We start from the raw sequence: 19,472 nt of genomic DNA on the forward strand, positions 1-19,472 counted from the left end.
TGAATTACCTCGTGATATTCAGCGCTTTGCGCAATATAAACGGACAAACAATTAAAAACGCATACTCCGGGCTAAATATTGAACCGGTAAAAAACAGTGACACCGGCGTAAAAAGATAAAGTTGCACCCGGAAGTTCTGATTATCACCAAATGCGTTCAACGCCATTTTTAAGACTTTCCACAGATACCACACCGACATTGCCACTGCGAACCAGGAAAAATAAATAATCAGTAGATACAAACCATTGTCTATTGTTTTACCGACGTCCGCACCGTTAAAGATTCCGAATGATGCAACATATTCGTAAAGTGAGCCAAATCTGACGACACCATCAATGTTAGTCAAAGAATAACCCACCATCACTAACGGACCGACAATGCGATAATAAGAAGATGAGCCTTCCGTTCCTAAATCTCCCAGACGGGTAGAGATATAAGGAAACGCGAATATTACCCCCAACAAAAACACTGCCAATGAGATTATCGCCAGGGGGAGCTTTTTCTTAATTGCATCTTTATTCAGATACTGGAACGCCCACTCCAACAGGTAAAACAAGATAAATGTCATTACCCCTGAAAACGACCCAGATAATATAATCCCTGCCAGAATCATAGCATCGGTTTTAGGCGTTTTGATACCAAACTGTTTGATGCTGAGCCAAATTGAGATTAACGCCAGAGCAAAAAATGCCGGTTCAAAATAAAGCGCCGTCGTTCGCTTGCCGCCGAACTTAATAAAGTTCAGTACATAGCTGTTACTGTAAATGAGATATTTCGAAATTGCTTCCATCAGGCTGCTGCCGCCAGTCAGGATAATTTGCGCCATTTCAAGCGCGGCCAGCAGCACCACCACCGCCACCACCAGATAGAAGAAACGTAGGATCTTGCGATAGTTATGCGGCGATATGGTTTTGAAGCGGATACTCCAGACCATGCCGATGATGATCACCAGATAGACAAACAGCATCGTCGACGTGACATACTTACTGGCATCCAGCGACTGGCCAAACAGATAGTTAAACGCCGTCAACCCGGCGCCAACGCCCAGGGCGATCAGCAGTTTTTTGACGCTGATGCGTTCAACAAACAGCAACAACAGCAGAGGCAAAAAAGTCACAATGGTGATGGGAAAACTTTCGCCCAGCTGCGCGATTTTGACGTTAACCAACAGGTAGATCAGCGGTAGCAGCAGATAGCTACAGATTCTGATAGAACGAGACATACTCCTCCAGCATCTGTTGTCCACTGTAGGCCGCATGGCTGCGGGCGCGAAAGTCATCAAGCGAAGTCCCGAATACCGCCTGAGCGATATCGGCTTTACTTAACTGCACCAGTTGCAGAACGTCATTTTCAGCGAAGGTCTTCCCGCCGGATTTGTGCAACACCTCTTGCGCGGCATCACTATGCGTGGCAATAACCGGTACGCCAATAGACAGCGCTTCACAAAGAATCAGTGGGTAGTTGTCCACACGGGAGCTAAACACCAGTGCATCCATCTGATTCAGCGCGCTCATCAGCGTGCGTTTATCCGTTTCAAATCCGTGGTTGATGACGTTCGCCCCCTCAAACGGCGAGAATTTACCGAAGGTATGCAGTTCAATCCTGTCGCCGAGCGCCATCATCTCGCGAACCAGTTTCTGGTTGGTTTTTCCGTCGTAGCGCAGGTCGTGGGCAACAATGGCAATTTTCGGTTTACCGGACGTCTCACTGACCGGTGATAGTTCGGCAAGGATCGCCTCGGTCGCGACATCAATGCCGTTGTTGATAATGCGGCAACGCCCTGCCCCATACAGGCTGTTGAACGCGTCAGCGACATGTTGACTCGGTGAGATAAACTGGCAGCCCAGCGCTAACATCTGGCGAAACAGCTCACGCTTACCCTCCACCAGTCGATGTGCACGATCTGTTTTTACCGGCGGATAGTTATTGAGCGTCGGGCATTTCTGACAGCCGGTCTTCCAGCCCTCACAGCCATCGGTAAAGGCGCAACGCCCGGTGACGCTCCAGTGGTCATGCAGCGTCCAGACCAGCGTGACGTCCGGCTTGTGGTTTTTTACCTTTTCGCAAAAAGCCACCACCTCGGCAAAATTCAGCCAGTAACTGTGCAGAACGTGAAAATGCAGCACCAGCGGACCCGACGTGCGGGTGACGGTGCGGTAGAGATTATTGAGGTTGCCAAACAGATCGCGGTTAAACAGACGAAATAGCGCGATGTTAGCCACGGATGTCAGGCGCGGCGTCTGTTTAATGACATGTGGATAACGATCGTGGCTAACGCTTTTCTTGCCGCCCTTGCCGTAGCCATAGACAAAACGCGAGGTCAGCCCTTTTTCCAGCGCGCGCTGATGGAGATCTAATGCCACTCCAGCCGCACCGCCTTCTGCCAGCCGCACGTTAAATTGCAGAATATTCATTTGATTACCTTAACCCGGGCTTTTTCACCCACCACCAGCGCGTTGTCAGGAACGCTGTCGAGCACCACGCTGCCCGCACCGATGGTCACGTTGTTACCAATCGTGATATCGCCTAACACAATGACGTTCGCCCCTAACTCCACGCCGTTGCCGAACTGTGGACAGGCCAGACTGTCGGCCCCACGGTTACCGAGGGTGACGCCGTGGCGAATCGTAAAATCATCGCCCGCGACAACGTTTTTATTGATGACGACCGCGTAGCCATGGTGAATGGTGAAGCGACGGCCAATGGTCGCTGCAGCCTGAATTTCATACCCGAACAGGCATTCAGTAATCAGGCGATACAACACCAACACCGGTGCGGCCCAGAGGTTATTCAGGACATTTTTTTTGCGCCACACAGAACAAAAATGGGCCACGCGATAGGCCAGCACCATGCAGCACGGACGCAGACTCCAACTGTTGGCGCGGATATCTTCCAGCATCCTTAACGCCCTCGCAGTCCGTCAGCCAGGCGTTTGCCGTTTCTCACAGAGAGCAGTGTGAGTAAGGTGCGCCATGTCATCCGCTTATTGCGGATCTGATAAAGGGTAAACAGCTGGTACTTCTTACTGGCGCGGTCAAACTTGTCTTTGTGCTTGCGATAAAAATGGAAATAACCGGAGAACTTCTTCGGCGAGGAGGTAATTTGCATCTCGCCGTGGTTGATATGCAGGATCTGCGTGGCTTCTTCCACTTTCCACGGCTCACCGTATTCCACGACCATGCGCAGGAAGATATCGTAATCCTGTGCGGCTTTCAGTTCGGTATCAAACAGGCTCTCTTTAAAGCGCCACGCCCAGGTAAACACCTGATTGCCAATGATATTGCGCTTGTAAAACAGGCGACGGGAATACGGCGATTTAGGATACAGCGGCAGGCTCGCAGGCTGCGAATAGACTTCACCTTCGCATACATAGTCATCGGCATACAGAAACGCATGGGTGACCAGTTGCTGCCGGTGCGCCAGAAATACGCTCAGGCGGTTCGGCGTCCATTCATCATCATCGTCGATGCCGGTGATGAACTCCCCTTTTGCTTGTAAAATCGCCTGGTTACGCACCGCACAGGCACCGGAATTCACATCGTTATGGGTATAACGTACGCGCGGATCGTTTAATCCTTCAACGAACTGCTGTAGCTGTTCATACGCACTGGAGCAGTCATCAACGATGATCATTTCCCAGTGGGTATAGTCCTGACGCAGTACCGATTTTATAGCCCGTATCGCAAGCTGCTGCCGGTTCCAGGTGGGCATATAAATGGAGATTAATGGGTTGTCTTGTTTCATGCTCGTTCCCCAGAAAGATTCGCCGGATGGCGGCGTAACGCCTTATCCGGCATTCTCATTTTTATTTGGAATCAGACTTATATTCGTACTCGTAGTACCCGTAATCCTGGTACCCGGTCGCGCGGCGGAAGATAGAGTTGAGGATCACCCCTTTCACCTGAATGCCGTTCTGCTCGAAGCGGCTGAGGCTGGTTTCCACCTCTTTGAGGGTGTTGACGGCGTAACGTGCCACCATCAGCGTCGTACCCGCGTGGCGACCAACAATCGCGGCGTCAGTCACGGCGAGGATCGGTGGCGTATCAATCAACACCAGATCGTAATGGCTGCTGGCCCAGCGTAGAAGCTCGCCAAAACGCTCGCCCATCAGCAATTCAGACGGGTTCGGTGGTACCTGACCACGCGGTACGAGATCGAAATTCGGTATCGACGTCGGTTTCGCACATGAGGCGATCTCCCCTTTTCCAACCAGAATCTCAGACAGACCGTTCACATTGTTGGTGCCGAGCAGTTCGTGGGTATAACCTTTACGCATATCGCAGTCGATGAGCAGCACCCGCTTATTGGTCTGGCTAATCACCGCCGCGAGGTTGGCACAGACAAAGGTTTTACCGATCGACGGACTGACCCCAGTCAACATCAGTACGTTGTTTTGCGCCTGCATCATGGCGAAGTGCAGACTGGTACGCAGGCTTCGCACAGCTTCAATCGCCAGATCGGTCGGGTTCCCCACCGCCAGCAGTTGGCTCTGTTTATAACGCTTAACGCCTTTGATGGTTTTGACGCTATCGCGCGCTTTCTGCCATTCCGACAGCGGAATGCTGGCATAAACGCTAATCCCGTGCTCTTCCAGGACCTGCGGGCTTTCAATGCCTCGGTTAAACAGCGAGCGCAACAGCACGCCAACGATAGAGAGCATCAGGCCGAGAATGATACTGCCGAGAATAATCAGCGCTTTTTTCGGCTTCAGCACGCCGGGCTGGGCGATCGCCGGGTCAACAATGCGCACATCCCCCACAGTGCTGGCCTCGGTGATTTTCAACTCCTGCTGCTTATTGAGCAGTTGCATATAGACCTGCTGTCCCGATTCCACGTCACGCGTCAGGCGTACAATCTCCTGCTGCGTTTTCGGCATCGCCGTCACGCGACCGTTGAGCTTCGCTTTTTCATCTTCCAGCGCCTTGCGTTTTTCCAGCAGGGTACGGTACGCAGGGTGCACCTTCGTATAAAGCTTCGAAATTTCCGCTTCTTTAAAGGTCAACTCGTTAAGCTGTGCGTCGATGTTAACCATTGAGTCCAGCACCGCCTTGGCTTCCAGCGGTAAATCGACGGAGTCTTTATCCTGACGGAAGGCGTTAAGTTTGTTCTCCGCTACGTCCAGATTCTTGCGCACTTCCGGAAGTTGCTTTGCCAGAAACGCCAGACTCTTCGCTGCCTCTTCCGATTTACGCGCAATGTTTTGCTCAAGATAGTTACGCGTGATGCTGTCGAGGATATCGCGGATTTTCTCCCGATCTTCACCGGTAAAGTTCAGGCTCAACACGCCTGTCTCTTTACCATTCTCGGAAACGGTCAGGTTACTTTGCAGGTTGTTGATCATTCCCAGCGTGGAGTATTTGGTCACGGTGAATTCAGTATCCGGACGGGCGCGGATCTCGCTGACCACCATCGTGACGCCATCTTTACTCAGGGTCTGTCCAATCTGACCGCGCGCGCTGAAGCCGCCGTCGCTGACCAGTTCATAGGTTTTATCGCTGAGTACGTTCAGGGTGAAGGTCTGCTCGTTCATCCCTTTCGGCAGGTTGAAAGTCGTCACTTTCACCGTCTCATTCTGCCGCCCCATCAGCCGTTCCCAGCCAGCACCAAACAGCGGGAAGGTATTCTTAGTGACTGAAATATCCAGATCTAAGTCATCCACCGTTTTGCCTAATACAAGACGGGACTGGATCAGCTGAATTTCCGCTTCCGAAGCGGGCGGTTTATTAGAAAGCGCCGTGCCAATTTCCTGCACCAGCGAATTACCGGTGTTTTGCTCGATTTGTACCAGCGCATCCGCGCTGTAAATCGGCGTGGCAAAGATCGTGTAAATCACCGCGCACAGGGCGAAGATGCTGGTAATGCCCAGCACCCACCAGCGCGCCTCGATAACTGTGCCGACCAGGCGCCCGATATCGATTTCATCATTGCCCGTTACCGGAGCGGCAGACTGTTTTACTTTTTCTGTCATTATTTTACCTGCTCTGCGTTCAGTGCCTGCGCCCAGTGGCGAGCAGACCGTTCAAGTAATGCGTACACCGCTTCAAACGCCTCACGGCTTTTACGATACGGATCGGGAATTTCGCGCTCATCGTCCCAGTGACCGAACAGCATGACCTTGCCTCGCATCTCCGGCGCAAGTTCGAGCAGCGAGGCGATGTGCCGTTTCTCCATAGTCAGAATGAGGTCGTACTCCCGGCACATACGCCCGGTCAGTTGGCGCGCGCAGTGGCCTTCCAGAGAGATATCGTGGGCTGCTGCGACGCTCAGCGCCGACGGATCAGCCCCTTTTCCCACCAGCGCACCGAGTCCGGCCGACGCTACCGTCAGTTCCGGGTGATAGTGCTTTAGCAAGCGCTCTGCCGTTGGGGAACGGCAAATGTTCCCCACGCAGACGACCAGAATTTTGTTAAACATGACGATTACCAGTTATGAATGTCGCTGGCCGTATCCGTCATATAACGGACACCGCTGATGGTCGGCAGCAACTGATTGATCAGACGGTTCCAGCGCGCAACCGGTGCGGTCGTGACGTACACCACGTCATACGGTTGCAGACGGAACTCCGTCGCCATGACCAGAGAGGTCGCATCTGACATATCAAGTTGATAAATATTGGCAATCTTGCCGCCAGGGCCTTTGCCTTTCAGCGGACGGATGACAAAGATGCCGCTGGCGTTCGACGTGGTCAGGTCTATACCTTCGGCATTGCCCAATGCTTCGGTCAGGGTCATGCCGCTGAAGTCCATTTTGAGGGTTCGCTGTTTCTTCACTTCACCCATCACGAACACTTTCAGGTCGTCATTGCGCGGTACATAAAGAATGTCACCCGGATACAGCAGGCGATTCTGGCTGAGATCGCCGTTTTGCATCAGCGCCTGGAGAGAAATACGCTGTTCTTTGCCGTTGTGCGTCAGCACCACATTGCGCCAGTCGGCATCTTCCGTCAGCCCACCCGCTGCGTTGATGGCATCCAGTACGGTGAGTGGAACGTTGGTAATGGCCTGCTGGCCCGATTTATTCACCTGACCAGAGATATAGGCCTTTTGCGAACGGAAAGCGGCGATATTAACGTCCACCTGCGGGTCAGCAATGTACTTCGCTAAGCGGCCGGTAATATCACTGCGAATTTCAGCCAACGTTTTTCCGACGACGCTAACTTTGCCAATGTAGGGATAGAACATCGTACCGTCGGGCTGCACCCAGTTGCCGGTATCACTGGAGCTACGGTATTGCCCTGCGGGAGTAGTGAGTTCAGGGTGATCCCAGACGGTGACGTTCAGGACATCACCCGGCCCGATGCGGTATTGATAGCTGGATAATTCCAGATCCAGCGACATATTCGGCTGGGCGACATTCGGTCGTGGGCGTAATTGCTCAACCAGTCGAGGGGTCAGTGGATAGACATTCACCATCCGATCGAGATCGAAATCAGCGTCCTGCTGTTTAATCACATCTTTACCCATCGTCGACATATTACTGCCCGGAAAGACGGTGCAACCGCTAACCAGGGTTACCGACACCAATAATGGCATCAATTTCATTTTGGATTTCATCATTGATTATTTATCACTTTGGCAGAGTAATTATCCCGTGCAATTTAAATAGCGACTTCGCCTGTACACATTTACATTGCAGTTAATTGAACAGAAATATAACTGGCATCAGTCCTAAAATTATTTAATTCATCCGTAGGCTATTGACAGAATAAAGCTGACTCTTCACTTGGCATTCAGGCACGCTACCGCCCCTGGCTTTTTAGCTACCAATACACTGATTCGATTAGATTTTTGAAACCTCAGCATTTATCTCTTCGCCATAAAAGAGATGCCAACAAGGTATTATGAGTGTCAGCCATTAATGAACCGGGGTAATCACTATATATTTCTTTACCTTTCATTAATGCTGGAAGAATTGTTGCAGCTAACGTATTAGCAGGCAAGGTAACATACCTGTTAACCGCTGCTTTTAAGATTAATATTAAGCGTTAATAAACCGCTTTTTTAGGAATTACTTGATATTGACAATATCTATATTGTCGACTCAGCCTGCGATATTTCCTAAATAAGCAGTTGTCTCTGAGATTATTTCCATCAGTAACATTAAGGAATTATCACGGCATAAACCCGCTATTCTTTTAAGATAAATTTCCCCTCGCCATTGCATTTTGCGCCAGCTTTATCCATGATCGAAATGTGACAATTGTCATATAACAAAAGGTTTTACGCTTACTATGGAATGGATTGCCGATCCGTCAATCTGGGCCGGACTCGTCACGCTGGTGGTGCTCGAACTGGTCCTCGGCATTGATAACTTAGTCTTTATTGCCATCCTTGCAGAAAAACTGCCGCCTGCTCAGCGCGACCGTGCGCGCGTTACCGGACTGGTGTTGGCAATGCTGATGCGCCTGCTGCTGCTGGCATCCATCTCGTGGCTGGTCACCCTGACAAAGCCACTCTTCAGCGTGCAAAGCTTAAGCTTCAGTGCCCGCGATCTGATCATGCTCTTCGGCGGTTTCTTCCTGCTGTTTAAAGCCACCATGGAGCTTAACGAACGGCTGGAAGGGAAGGACAGCGACAACCCCACCCAGCGCAAGGGGGCGAAATTCTGGGGCGTGGTGGCGCAAATTGTGGTGCTGGACGCCATTTTCTCACTCGACTCCGTGATTACTGCCGTCGGGATGGTTGACCATCTGGCGGTGATGATGGCCGCCGTGATTATTGCGATCAGCCTGATGCTGATGGCAAGTAAGTCCCTCACCCGCTTTGTGAACAACCATCCCACTATTGTGATCCTGTGCCTCAGCTTCCTGCTGATGATCGGCTTCAGCCTGGTGGCGGATGGCTTCGGCTTCCATATTCCAAAAGGCTATCTGTACGCTGCCATTGGCTTCTCAGTGATGATCGAAGCGCTGAATCAGTTAGCTATCTTTAACCGTCGTCGTTTCCTGTCGGCCAACCACACGTTGCGCCAGCGGACGACGGAAGCGGTTATGCGCCTGTTGAGCGGACAAAAAGAGGATGCCGAACTGGATGCAGAAACAGCCTCGATGCTGGTGGATCATGACGACAGTCAGATATTCAACCCACAGGAACGTCGGATGATTGGCCGCGTGCTGAACCTCAACCAGCGCTCCGTAAGCAGCATTATGACGTCACGCCATGATATTGAGCATATCGATCTGGCCGCTCCCGAAGCAGAAATCCGCGCGCTGCTGGAAAAAAACCAGCATACCCGACTGGTGGTTACGGGGGAAAATGAGCAGGAAGATCTGCTCGGCGTGGTGCATGTCATTGACCTGTTGCAACAGTCGCTACGCGGCGAACCGCTTGACCTGCGTGCGTTGATTCGCCAGCCGCTGGTCTTCCCTGAGACGCTGCCGCTGCTTCAGGCGCTGGAGCAGTTCCGCAATGCGCGAACCCACTTTGCGTTTGTGGTCGATGAATTCGGTTCGGTGGAAGGGATTGTGACGCTGAGTGATGTGATGGAAACCATCGCCGGAAATCTGCCCAACGAGGTGGAAGAGATCGACGCCCGTCATGATATCCAGAAAAACGCAGACGGCTCCTGGACCGCCAACGGCCATATGCCGTTAGAAGATCTGGTGCAATACGTTCCCCTGCCGCTGGACGATAAGCGCGAATATCACACCATTGCCGGTCTGCTCATGGAATATTTGCAACGTATTCCGAAAACGGGAGAAGAGGTTCAGGTGGGCGACTACCTGCTGAAAACGTTGCAGGTAGAAAGTCATCGGGTGCAGAAGGTACAGCTGATTCCTTTGCATCACGAAGAAGAGATGGATTACGAAGTGTAATGCGCAGTGCCGGATGGCGGCGCGTCGCGCCTTATCCGGCCTACAGCTGAATGCCCAACGTAGGCCGGATAAGCGTCAGCGCGATCCGGCAATAACCCGCATCAAAGCTTATCAAGCAGCTTCTTCACATCTTTGCTATTGCGGGAATCTTTGTTGCGATCCGCCCAGTCGTTCAGCCGGCGCTTCGCTTCATCCTGCATGTGTTTGCGCAGCAACTGATCGACCTGCAGGTTGTAGTTCAACGCCTGCCAGTTTCCGTAAACTCTGAGCGGAACCGGCGTCTCTTTCAGGAAGTCGATCAGCTTACTCTCGCCCTTCCAGCCACCCAGCACCCGCACATTAAACTGAGTGTCGCAGGTTTGTCCGACCAGATTAAGCGTGCCTTTCCCGGTCAGTGCCAGCATGGAGGAATCCCCTTCCATATTGTCGAGAGAGAGTTTGCCGTGATCGAGGGTAAGGTCGGTTACAAAACGATCGAGACGGGTCGCGTTATCAAAACTTTGAAGCGTTTGTATATCACCACCACTGCGTTCTACCGCCTGCTGCACCAGCTGCTGGAAATTCATGCCATCCATGCGGGTATCGCGCATGTCGACATGTGCATTACCCTGCCAGCTATGACGAAAGGCCTCGGCATCAATATCTGCACCAGAAAAATCCCCAGTCAGATTCATTTTACCGGTCAGGGAAATGGGATAATGAAACGCTTGCAGAATCGTGCCGATCTCCACCTCGTCAAGACGTGGCTGGAACGTGACGCGCGGGCTGTCAGTCGTGGCATCGAGGCGTCCCGGGAGTGAAATCTTACCACCGTCCAGCGACCCTTGCAGTTCAGCAATCTCCAGCATGCCCGACTGATTGCTCATCCGCGTTGAGACGCTGGTAAAATTCATCCCACGCCAGCGGGCAGAATCCGCCTTCAGGGAAATCGCGGCCGTAAAGCCTTTCAACCCCTGATACGCAGGCTCATCAATGCGGGTGGAAATCACCGGACGGGGAAGCGTCTGCTGACCGGCTCCCTGCGCCTCTTCACCGTTGGTATTACCGTTGCTTTCCGGGAGAGGAAGGAGGTTATCCAGATTTAACTGCCTGAACTGGAGATCAATGTTCCAGGCAGGTTGCCTGGTCATTGCCACCTGCACCTGTCCGGTTAGCGCACTGTCATTGGCGGTTAAATTGAGCTGGTTGAAGGTGAGGGTTTTCTGCTCTTCCTGCCACTGAGCCTGAAGTTGTCCTTGGCCCTGAATGCCCTGCTTAGGCAGGTCTGCCCCCTGCAACTGCCAGTCTAGTTGCTGGATGCCGACGGTGAGATTGTGCGGATAGTCTGAGGCATCGACCGTGCCACTAAACGCCAGCGTAAGATCGCGTTGGTCGCGGTTAATACGCCCGGAGAATTCAAACGAACCACGATGCTGTTGGTCTTGCTCCATTTGCAGGCGAATATCGCGGACGGTGACTTGCTCATCGTTTTCATGCTGAAACACCAGGACGCTGTCGGCCACGCGCAGGCTGGCGATATCGAAAGACCAACCGCGATCGCCCGGAACATCCGGCAGGGTATTATCTTTCGGCGCGACAGGGGCGTCTTTGCCACGTACCGCTTCGCTTTGCGGCGTCAGTTGGATCACCGCCCCTTTCAGCATCACCTGCTTAACGCTGAGTTGATGGCTGAGCAGTGGCCACAGTGCAACGTCAAGACGCATATTATCCGCACGTACCAGCGGCTCACTGGCCCCTTCTGCCGTTAATACCATTCGTCCGGAGAGAATGCTGATTTGCGGCCAGACATGCCAGCGCAGCGGGCCGTCCAGCTGTAGCTGATAGCCACTACGCGCGGCAACCTGCTGCACCATATAGGCACGGAAGTCATTCGGATTGACTAACAATACTAACGCGGAAAAGCCGGCCACCAATACGACCAGCAGAATCATCAGCGTCGTCAGAAATCGTCTCATGCTATCCTCAGTGGACCAGACTCAGTCTTTATCAATCCGGCTGGCGACTGCGCCTTGCTGATCGCGATATTTCGCGTCTTCACGACGGTTGTAAGGTCTGAGCGCCGGGCCAGAAAGCGGTTCGAAGCTCAGCGCGCCGATCAACATACCCGGGCGCAGGGCCAGTGGGAGTTTCCCGGAATTATAGAACTCCAGAACAATACAGCCAGACCAGCCGGGGTCGATACGGTGAGCGGTGACGTGAACCATCAGCCCCAGACGTGCCAGAGAAGAACGCCCGTCCAGCCAGCCCACCAAATCAGCCGGTAGTGTCACTGACTCAAACGTTACCGCCAGCGCCAGTTCGCCCGGATGCAGATAGAAGGCCTCTCCCTCTTCCAGAACGATCTCGTCGCTCATGACACGGTCGAGAGCCGCACTGACCTCATCTTTTGGACCGCTAAGATCGATAAATGCGGCGGTGTGACCACTGAAGGTACGAAATTTATTGCCAAGGCGCACATCCACTGTCGCACCGTTAATACGCTCTACCGGTGGGCGCGGGTTGATCGATAAACGGCCATCATCAAGCCAGGCTTCAATATCTCGGTCACACAGACGCATGGCACTTTCTCCTTTCGGGCTGCGATCTCTTAACGCATTGTGCATTAAGGGTTAATCAGGTTAACACTGAACGGTACACATTTCGCCAGGCTTATTCAAAGAACTGGCTAATTTTCGCTTTCAGAATATCAATGGCGATGCGATTTTTCCCGCCTCGCGGCACGATGATGTCAGCATATTGTTTAGACGGCTCAATAAATTGCAGGAACATAGGGCGAACCGTTTTCTGGTATTGCGCCATGACGGAATCCATGGAACGACCGCGTTCGTTAACATCACGCTTGATACGACGCATCAGGCAGATATCCAGCGGGGTGTCGACGAAAATGGAGAAGTTCATCTCTTCGCGCAGACGCGCGTCAGTCAACAGCAGGATCCCTTCCAGAATGATGACTTTTTTCGGTTCAACACGAACCGTCTCTTTCATACGCGTATGTTCAACGTAGCTGTAAACGGGCAATTCAATGGCGCTACCGCGCTTGAGCGCTTGCAGATGTTGAAATAGCAGGCTGTGATCCATCGCGTTCGGATGGTCGTAGTTGGTTTTGACACGCTCTTCCATCGACAGATGGCTTTGGTCTTTGTAGTAGCTGTCTTCCGGAATAACGCCGATATGCTCGTCACCGACTTGTTCACGCAATTCGCGATAAAGGGTACTGGCAATAAGACTCTTGCCGGAAGCCGATGCGCCAGCGATACCGATAATGACGCACTGATGGGACTGATCAGTCATAAATTTAGCGACCTGAATAACCTGGATGGGGGGCGACGCCGTAGCGTCAAACGCGGGCAATTATAGGGATTTCAGGCGCATGATTCCAGCATACGTTTTCCCAGCCGGACGCGCCCTGTCGCAAATTAAAAAACGCAGTTTTGCCTCAACGCGACACAGTCCCCACTTTTGCAGTCATTAAGAGGCTAATAATATTAATTATTAGGCATTCAGGATATAAATAGTAAAACTTTTGTACTAGCATAAACAACAAACTACTACTGACGCGTCCGGTTATTCGGCGACGTTCCCGGCCATTCGGAAACTGCGGTAATGAGTAAACAATCCCAACATGTTTTAGTTTCCCTTCCGCATCCGTTGCTGCGCCTGGTCAGTTTAGGACTGGCGACCTTCATTTTTACCCTGTTCTCTCTGGAATTAGCACAGTTTGGTACCCAACTGGCACCGCTCTGGTTTCCCACGTCAATCATGATGGTGGCGTTTTACCGTCACGCCGGTCGCTTCTGGCCCGGCATTATGCTGGCCTGTACGTTAGGGAGTCTTGGCGCGACGCTGTTATTATTCCCGCTCAGCATGCTTAATTTTACCTACACGGCGATAAACATTATTGAAGCCGCAACAGGCGCTATGCTACTGCGTAAACTGCTGCCCTGGTATAATCCCCTCCAAAACCTGAACGACTGGATCCGTCTTGCCATCGGCAGTGCCGTGATCCCGCCGCTGATTGGCGGTCTGTTGGTCTGGATGCTTGCACCAAATGAAACGCCGCAAAAAGCCTTTTATATTTGGGTGCTTTCAGAGTCCATTGGCGCACTGGCGCTGGTGCCACTGGGATTACTGTTTAAACCGCATTATCTGTACCGTCATCGCGATCCGCGTCTCCTGCTCGAAACACTCTTAACGCTCAGTCTCACTCTGGTGTTGAGTTGGCTGGTGATAAAATTTCTCCCGTGGCCGTTCACCTGCGTCATCGTATTACTGATGTGGAGTGCGGTACGTTTACCGCGTCTGGAGGCTTTTCTGACCTTCCTCGCCACCATCATGATGGTGTCGCTGATGATAGCCGCCGACCCGGAACTGCTGGTCACGCCGAAGGTGGATATTATTGCCAACCTGCCATGGTTGCCGTTTTTAATGATTTTGCTTCCGGCAAATGTCATGACCATGGTGATGTATGCCTTCCGTGCGGAACGTAAGCACATTACGGAAAGTGAAGCGCGCTTTCGTAACGCGATGGAATATTCCGCCATCGGCATGGCACTGGTCGGCACAGAAGGGCAATGGCTACAGGCAAATAAAGCGCTATGTCAGTTCCTCGGCTACAGCCAGGACGAACTTCGTGGGCTGACTTTTCAGCAACTTACCTGGCCGGAAGATCTGAATAACGATCTCGAACAACTGGATATGCTGGTTAACGGTAAAATTGACAGCTACTCCATGGAGAAACGCTATTACACCCGCGCGGGCGATGTTGTCTGGGCGCTGTTGGCCGTTTCGCTGGTACGCCATTCTGACGGGACTCCGCTGTACTTTATTGCCCAGATCGAAGATATCAACGATCTCAAGCATACCGAATGGGTCAATAAACGCCTGATGGAGCGCATTACCCTGGCGAACGAAGCCGGCGGTATCGGCATCTGGGAGTGGGAACTGCAGCCTGACGTTATCAGTTGGGATAAACGCATGTTCGAACTTTATGAAATCCCGGCGCATGTCAAACCGACCTGGAACATCTGGTACGACCGCGTCCTTCCTGAAGACAGGCCCCATGCTGAAAAAGTGATTCGCGACTCGTTAGCCGCGCGCCTCCCCTTTAAGCTGGAATTCCGTATCGCCGTGAAAGACGGCATTCGTCATATTCGATCGCTTGCCAACCGGGTGTTGAGTAAGGACGGAGAAGTAGAACGCCTGCTTGGCATCAACATCGATATGACAGAAGTCAAACAGCTGAATGAGGCGTTATTTCAGGAGAAGGAACGTCTGCACATTACGCTGGATTCCATCGGGGAAGCCGTGGTCTGTATTGATGTCGATATGAAGGTCACTTTTATGAACCCGGTGGCAGAGAAAATGAGCGGCTGGCAGCAGGAGCACGCTATCGGCATGCCGCTGCTGACGGTATTACGGATCACCTTCGGCGACAACGGCCCGTTGATGGAGAACATCTACAGCGCGGATATGTCGCGTTCCGCCATCGAGCAGGATGTAGTTCTTCACTGTCGCAACGGCGGTAATTACGATGTTCATTACAGTATCACCCCACTCAGCACGCTCGATGGCGGCAATATTGGTTCAGTGCTGGTGATCCAGGATGTCACCGAATCCCGGAAGATGCTCCGCCAACTGAGCTATAGCGCAACGCACGATCCTCTCACCCATCTGACCAACCGGGCAAGCTTTGAGAACAAGCTGAAACTGCTACTGCAATCCGTTCGCAATACCCAACAGCGCCATGCGCTGGTGTTCATCGATCTCGATCGCTTTAAGGCCGTGAACGATACTGCCGGGCATGCCGCAGGCGATGCGCTGCTGCGGGAACTGTCACAACTGATGCTCAGTATGCTGCGTTCCAGCGACGTGCTGGCGCGACTCGGAGGCGATGAGTTTGGCCTCTTGCTTCCGGACTGTAATATCGAAAGCGCGCGCTTTATTACGACGCGGATCATTAACGCGATTAACGATTACCATTTTATGTGGGAAGATCGCCTGCACCGGATTGGCGCCAGCGCGGGGATCACCCTGGTTGACGGCAATAATTGCCAGGCGACGGAAGTTATGTCACAAGCCGATATCGCCTGCTATGCCTCTAAAAACAAGGGCCGTGGGCAGGTCACGATTTACCAGCCTGAACAGGAAACGGGCTATGCTGAGCGTACCGCGATCTCGCCCGAGGAATTACAGCAAACGATCGACAATAGCACACTGCTGATGGTCGCGCGCGGCGTGGCCTCTCCGCGTATCCCTGAGACACGTAACTTCTGGCTGATATCGTTCCGCCTGATGTCTCAACAAGGCGATGTGTTCGAAGAGCGAGGATTACGCGCACGCATCACCGATCCGCAATTAAATGAAGCGCTGGACCTTCGCCTGTACCGCGAGTTTTTCCAGCATGCAGCCCAGGCAGTCGCCAGCAAAGGACTTAGCGTCGCGCTGCCGCTGTCGGCAGCAGGGTTATCCCGTGGAGCGGTCATCGATGCGCTGCTGAACGCCCTTCAACAAAGCCAGCTCCCGGGCCGACTGTTACATGTGGTGATCCCGGCAGAAACATTGCTATTGAATCAACAGGAAAGCGCCGCCGCTATTCAAAAACTGCGCCAGGCGGGTTGCCGCATTATCGTGAGCCAGGTTGGGCGCGATCTGCAAATCTTTAATCTGTTGAATAAGAACCTGGCCGATTACCTGTTACTCGACAGTGAACTGAGCGCCAGCATTCACGGTAACTTAATGGATGAGATGCTGGTGTCTATCGTACAGGGACACGCCCAACGCCTGGGAATAAAAACCATCGCCGGGCCGGTACAAACGCCGCTGATTATGGATACGCTTTCCGGCATCGGCGTCGATCAGATCTTTGGCGATATTATTGACGAAACGCAACCGTTGGATTTACTTCTCAACACCAGTTATTTCGCCATCAATTGACGGTTGCCATCCTTCGGTATACCAGATATGTAACAGAGCATAGGAGCGCCAGGGTTTCCAGCGCTCCGCATAGCGACGTATCTGCGCAGGCGTCATGCCCGGAAAGCGCTGTTTGATCAGATAATCATCGGGTAAAAAGACATCTTTAGCCTGCCAGCCTCGCAGGGCGAAATAGTTCGCCGTCCAGCGTCCAATCCCAGGAAAACCCTGCAACGTTTTCATGCCCTGTTCCACATCGGCTGGCGCAGAGGTTGCTAACGTCCCATCCAGCGCCGCTTGCGCGAGGTAGATCAGAGCTTCTGCGCGCTTGAGCGGCATACCTAATGCCTTCAGGTCCTGCGGGTCGGCATTCACCAGTTGATCGGGCCGCGGGAAGCAAATTACCCCAGGCGATTCGGCTAAGGTCTCCCCGTACCGCTGGGCCACTTTCGCCGTTAACTTCGCCGCCATCGCCACGCTGACCAGTTGCCCGAGAATTGCCCGCACCCCTTGTTCGAAAGCATCAACTGACCCCGGCAGTCGCAGGCCCGGACGCGCCGCGCCTAAATCACCCAGCGCATGCGCTATATGTTGCGGTTCACATCGCAGGTCAAACAGACGCTCGATTTTTTCCAGGCACTCCTGCGCAACGGGGAGCAGTCCCTCACTCAACGTCACCTGAAGCGTATGGGCGTGTGGATTCGGCACGACCTCAATAATTCCCCGATGCTCTCCCACTGCCAGGCTTCGCGTGTAACGTAATGCCTCTACCGTTTCTACGCCGCTCACCGCACGCGCGGCAAGGAAACCCAACATCCAGGACCAGTCATACGGCGGCTGCCAGCTCAGGGTAAACATCTGCATCTCCTTTTTTACAAACCTTCAGCATAATCGCAATGCCGACGAAATGCCTTGCTTTCATATTCCAGTTGTCGGGGCGTCGACATTTCGCTAAAGTCTCGCCCCTTCTTCACTGGCATGGGGATATTAACGTGTTTATTGGATTTGATTACGGTACCGCAAACTGCTCGGTCGCGATCATGCGTGACGGCAAACCGCAGTTGCTGAAAATGGAGAATAACAGCTCGCTGTTGCCATCCATGCTCTGCGCGCCCACGCGTGAAGCCGTTAGCGAATGGCTGTACCGCCATCATGACGTTCCGACACCCGACGACGAAACGCAGGCGCTGCTGCGACGCGCAGTCCGTTTTAATCGTGATGAAGATATCGAGGTCACGCCCTCCAGCGTACAGTTTGGCGTCAATTCACTCGCCCACTATATTGATGACCCGGAAGAGGTCTACTTTGTTAAATCACCGAAATCCTTCCTGGGTGCTAACGGACTGAAGCCACAGCAGGTCGCGTTATTCGAAGATCTCGTCTGCGCCATGATGCTGCATATCCGCCAACAGGCGGAAAGCCAACTGCCGGAGCCGATCACCCAGGCCGTTATTGGCCGCCCTATCAACTTCCAGGGTTTGGGTGGCGATGAGGCTAACCGCCAGGCACAGGGGATCCTGGAACGCGCGGCGAAACGCGCCGGATTCCGGGAAGTGGTTTTCCAGTATGAGCCTGTCGCTGCGGGCCTGGACTATGAAGCCACATTGCAGGAAGAGAAACGCGTACTGGTTGTGGATATCGGCGGCGGGACGACTGACTGCTCTTTACTGCTGATGGGGCCGCAGTGGCATCATCGCGCAGACCGTGAATCCAGCCTGCTCGGGCACAGCGGCTGCCGCGTGGGCGGTAACGATCTGGATATCGCCCTGGCGTTTAAAAACCTGATGCCGCTGCTCGGTATGGGCGGTGAAACCGAGAAAGGCATTGCCCTGCCGGTACTGCCGTGGTGGAACGCCGTTGCCATCAATGACGTTCCCGCCCAGAGCGATTTCTACAGCAGCGCGAATGGTCGTCTGCTGGATACCCTGGTGCGCGATGCCCGCGAACCTGAACAGGTGGCTTTCCTGCGTAAAGTCTGGCAGCAGCGTCTTAGCTATCGCCTGGTACGCAGCGCGGAAGAGTGCAAAATCGCCCTTTCCGATCAACCGGAAATCCGTGCCACGCTGCCGTTTATTAGCGACGAGCTGGCGACAGCCATTAGTCAGCAAGGTCTGGAAGCCGCGCTGGACCAGCCGTTAACGCGTATTCTGGAGCAGGTACAACTGGCGCTGGATAACGCCCAGGTGAAGCCCGATGTGATTTACCTCACCGGCGGCAGCGCACGTTCTCCACTCATCAAAAAGGCGCTGGCAGCGCAGCTTCCTGGCATTCCCATTGCCGGAGGAGATGACTTCGGATCCGTGACCGCCGGACTGGCGCGTTGGGCTGACGTACTATTCCGCTAAACGCCTCGCAAGCTGAGTGCGCATGGATTGACATTAGCGTTCGTGTGGCTTAATTTCAGGAGTGAGGGTTAGGGAGAGTTTCCTCCCCCTCTGGTGTCTTAGTAAGCCGGCAAGCTTATGACTAAGAGTATCACCAGGATGATGACCGACTTCATCATAACCTTTTCCTTATTTTGGCCCCTTCCTCGGGAGGGGCTTTCCTGATTCAGCGTCCTGCTGAACTCCGTGGCTTACCTCCTTTTTGCCTTGCCGCCACTTTAGCGCACTCTTTACCTTCTGCTGTTTTAGAAGATCGTTATTGCGTAACGCCTCGCAAAGCGTGTCGCCATTAGGATGAATCCGTACCGGGTTTCATAATTCCTCCATTTTTCCCCCTTGTTCGCTGGCTACACTAGTATCAT

The 19,472-nt window shown here is 53.0% G+C and carries 15 protein-coding genes; 3 read left to right on the top strand and 12 right to left on the bottom strand.

What is annotated here, in order from left to right; translation table 11 throughout:
• Positions 1 to 4 precede the first annotated feature (4 nt).
• The 7 genes from wcaD to HVY19_RS12815 all read right to left on the bottom strand — a co-directional run bounded on the left by wcaD (position 5) and on the right by HVY19_RS12815 (position 7,556).
• Complete coding sequence (wcaD, locus tag HVY19_RS12785; RefSeq protein WP_181680954.1) at positions 5 to 1,222, bottom strand: colanic acid polymerase WcaD; 1,218 nt, start codon at positions 1,220 to 1,222, stop codon at positions 5 to 7.
• A complete protein-coding gene (gene wcaC / locus HVY19_RS12790; RefSeq protein ID WP_181680955.1) occupies positions 1,197 to 2,414 on the bottom strand; it encodes a colanic acid biosynthesis glycosyltransferase WcaC in 1,218 nt (405 codons plus the stop codon). Before wcaC ends, wcaD begins: the two co-directional genes overlap by 26 nt.
• Positions 2,411 to 2,899: a colanic acid biosynthesis acetyltransferase WcaB gene (gene wcaB, locus HVY19_RS12795; RefSeq protein WP_181680956.1), complete on the bottom strand. Its 489-nt coding sequence runs from the start codon at positions 2,897 to 2,899 to the stop codon at positions 2,411 to 2,413. Before wcaB ends, wcaC begins: the two co-directional genes overlap by 4 nt.
• Positions 2,900 to 2,901: 2 nt before the next feature.
• On the bottom strand, positions 2,902 to 3,744 hold the full coding sequence (gene wcaA, locus HVY19_RS12800; protein ID WP_181680957.1) for a colanic acid biosynthesis glycosyltransferase WcaA: 843 nt from the start codon (positions 3,742 to 3,744) through the stop codon (positions 2,902 to 2,904).
• 61 nt (positions 3,745 to 3,805) lie between these two features.
• Complete coding sequence (gene wzc, locus HVY19_RS12805; protein ID WP_181680958.1) at positions 3,806 to 5,968, bottom strand: tyrosine-protein kinase Wzc; 2,163 nt, start codon at positions 5,966 to 5,968, stop codon at positions 3,806 to 3,808.
• Positions 5,968 to 6,414 carry a low molecular weight protein-tyrosine-phosphatase Wzb gene (wzb, locus tag HVY19_RS12810; RefSeq protein WP_181680959.1) on the bottom strand — a complete coding sequence of 149 codons (447 nt, stop codon included), beginning with the start codon at positions 6,412 to 6,414 and terminating at the stop codon, positions 5,968 to 5,970. The genes wzc and wzb overlap by 1 nt, the downstream gene beginning before the upstream one ends.
• Positions 6,415 to 6,419: 5 nt before the next feature.
• Positions 6,420 to 7,556: a polysaccharide export protein gene (locus tag HVY19_RS12815; RefSeq protein WP_181680960.1), complete on the bottom strand. Its 1,137-nt coding sequence runs from the start codon at positions 7,554 to 7,556 to the stop codon at positions 6,420 to 6,422.
• Between the two features lie 674 nt (positions 7,557 to 8,230).
• Between HVY19_RS12815 and HVY19_RS12820 the strand changes: the two genes are divergently transcribed.
• The gene (locus tag HVY19_RS12820) at positions 8,231 to 9,814 is read left to right on the top strand and encodes a TerC family protein (protein ID WP_181680961.1); all 1,584 of its coding nucleotides are present in this window, start codon (positions 8,231 to 8,233) and stop codon (positions 9,812 to 9,814) included.
• Between the two features lie 101 nt (positions 9,815 to 9,915).
• Here the strand turns inward: HVY19_RS12820 and asmA are convergent, their stop codons facing one another.
• From asmA to udk, 3 genes are all read right to left on the bottom strand, one after another.
• Positions 9,916 to 11,769 (bottom strand): outer membrane assembly protein AsmA, encoded by a 1,854-nt coding sequence (gene asmA / locus HVY19_RS12825; RefSeq protein ID WP_181680962.1) that lies wholly within the window; start codon positions 11,767 to 11,769, stop codon positions 9,916 to 9,918.
• A gap of 21 nt (positions 11,770 to 11,790) precedes the next feature.
• Positions 11,791 to 12,372 (bottom strand): dCTP deaminase, encoded by a 582-nt coding sequence (gene dcd, locus HVY19_RS12830; protein ID WP_181680963.1) that lies wholly within the window; start codon positions 12,370 to 12,372, stop codon positions 11,791 to 11,793.
• Positions 12,373 to 12,463: 91 nt separating this feature from the next.
• Positions 12,464 to 13,105 carry a uridine kinase gene (gene udk, locus HVY19_RS12835; protein WP_042318055.1) on the bottom strand — a complete coding sequence of 214 codons (642 nt, stop codon included), beginning with the start codon at positions 13,103 to 13,105 and terminating at the stop codon, positions 12,464 to 12,466.
• A gap of 312 nt (positions 13,106 to 13,417) precedes the next feature.
• On the opposite strand from udk, the gene HVY19_RS12840 reads away from it, so the two are divergent.
• Positions 13,418 to 16,747: a diguanylate cyclase gene (locus HVY19_RS12840; protein ID WP_181680964.1), complete on the top strand. Its 3,330-nt coding sequence runs from the start codon at positions 13,418 to 13,420 to the stop codon at positions 16,745 to 16,747.
• Here HVY19_RS12840 and alkA read toward each other — a convergent pair.
• Complete coding sequence (alkA, locus tag HVY19_RS12845) at positions 16,712 to 17,584, bottom strand: DNA-3-methyladenine glycosylase 2 (RefSeq protein ID WP_181680965.1); 873 nt, start codon at positions 17,582 to 17,584, stop codon at positions 16,712 to 16,714. The two genes, HVY19_RS12840 and alkA, sit on opposite strands and share 36 nt — an antisense overlap.
• Before the next feature lie 134 nt (positions 17,585 to 17,718).
• Between alkA and yegD the strand changes: the two genes are divergently transcribed.
• Positions 17,719 to 19,071 (top strand): molecular chaperone, encoded by a 1,353-nt coding sequence (yegD, locus tag HVY19_RS12850; RefSeq protein WP_181680966.1) that lies wholly within the window; start codon positions 17,719 to 17,721, stop codon positions 19,069 to 19,071.
• Between the two features lie 98 nt (positions 19,072 to 19,169).
• Here yegD and HVY19_RS12855 read toward each other — a convergent pair whose 3' ends face one another.
• Positions 19,170 to 19,229, bottom strand: a complete 60-nt coding sequence (locus tag HVY19_RS12855; protein ID WP_166514430.1) for a type I toxin-antitoxin system Ibs family toxin — start codon at positions 19,227 to 19,229, stop codon at positions 19,170 to 19,172.
• Between the last annotated feature and the right edge of the window lie 243 nt (positions 19,230 to 19,472).

This window comes from Citrobacter sp. RHB25-C09 (assembly GCF_013836145.1).
In the GTDB taxonomy this organism is placed as follows: Bacteria; Pseudomonadota; Gammaproteobacteria; order Enterobacterales; family Enterobacteriaceae; genus Citrobacter_A.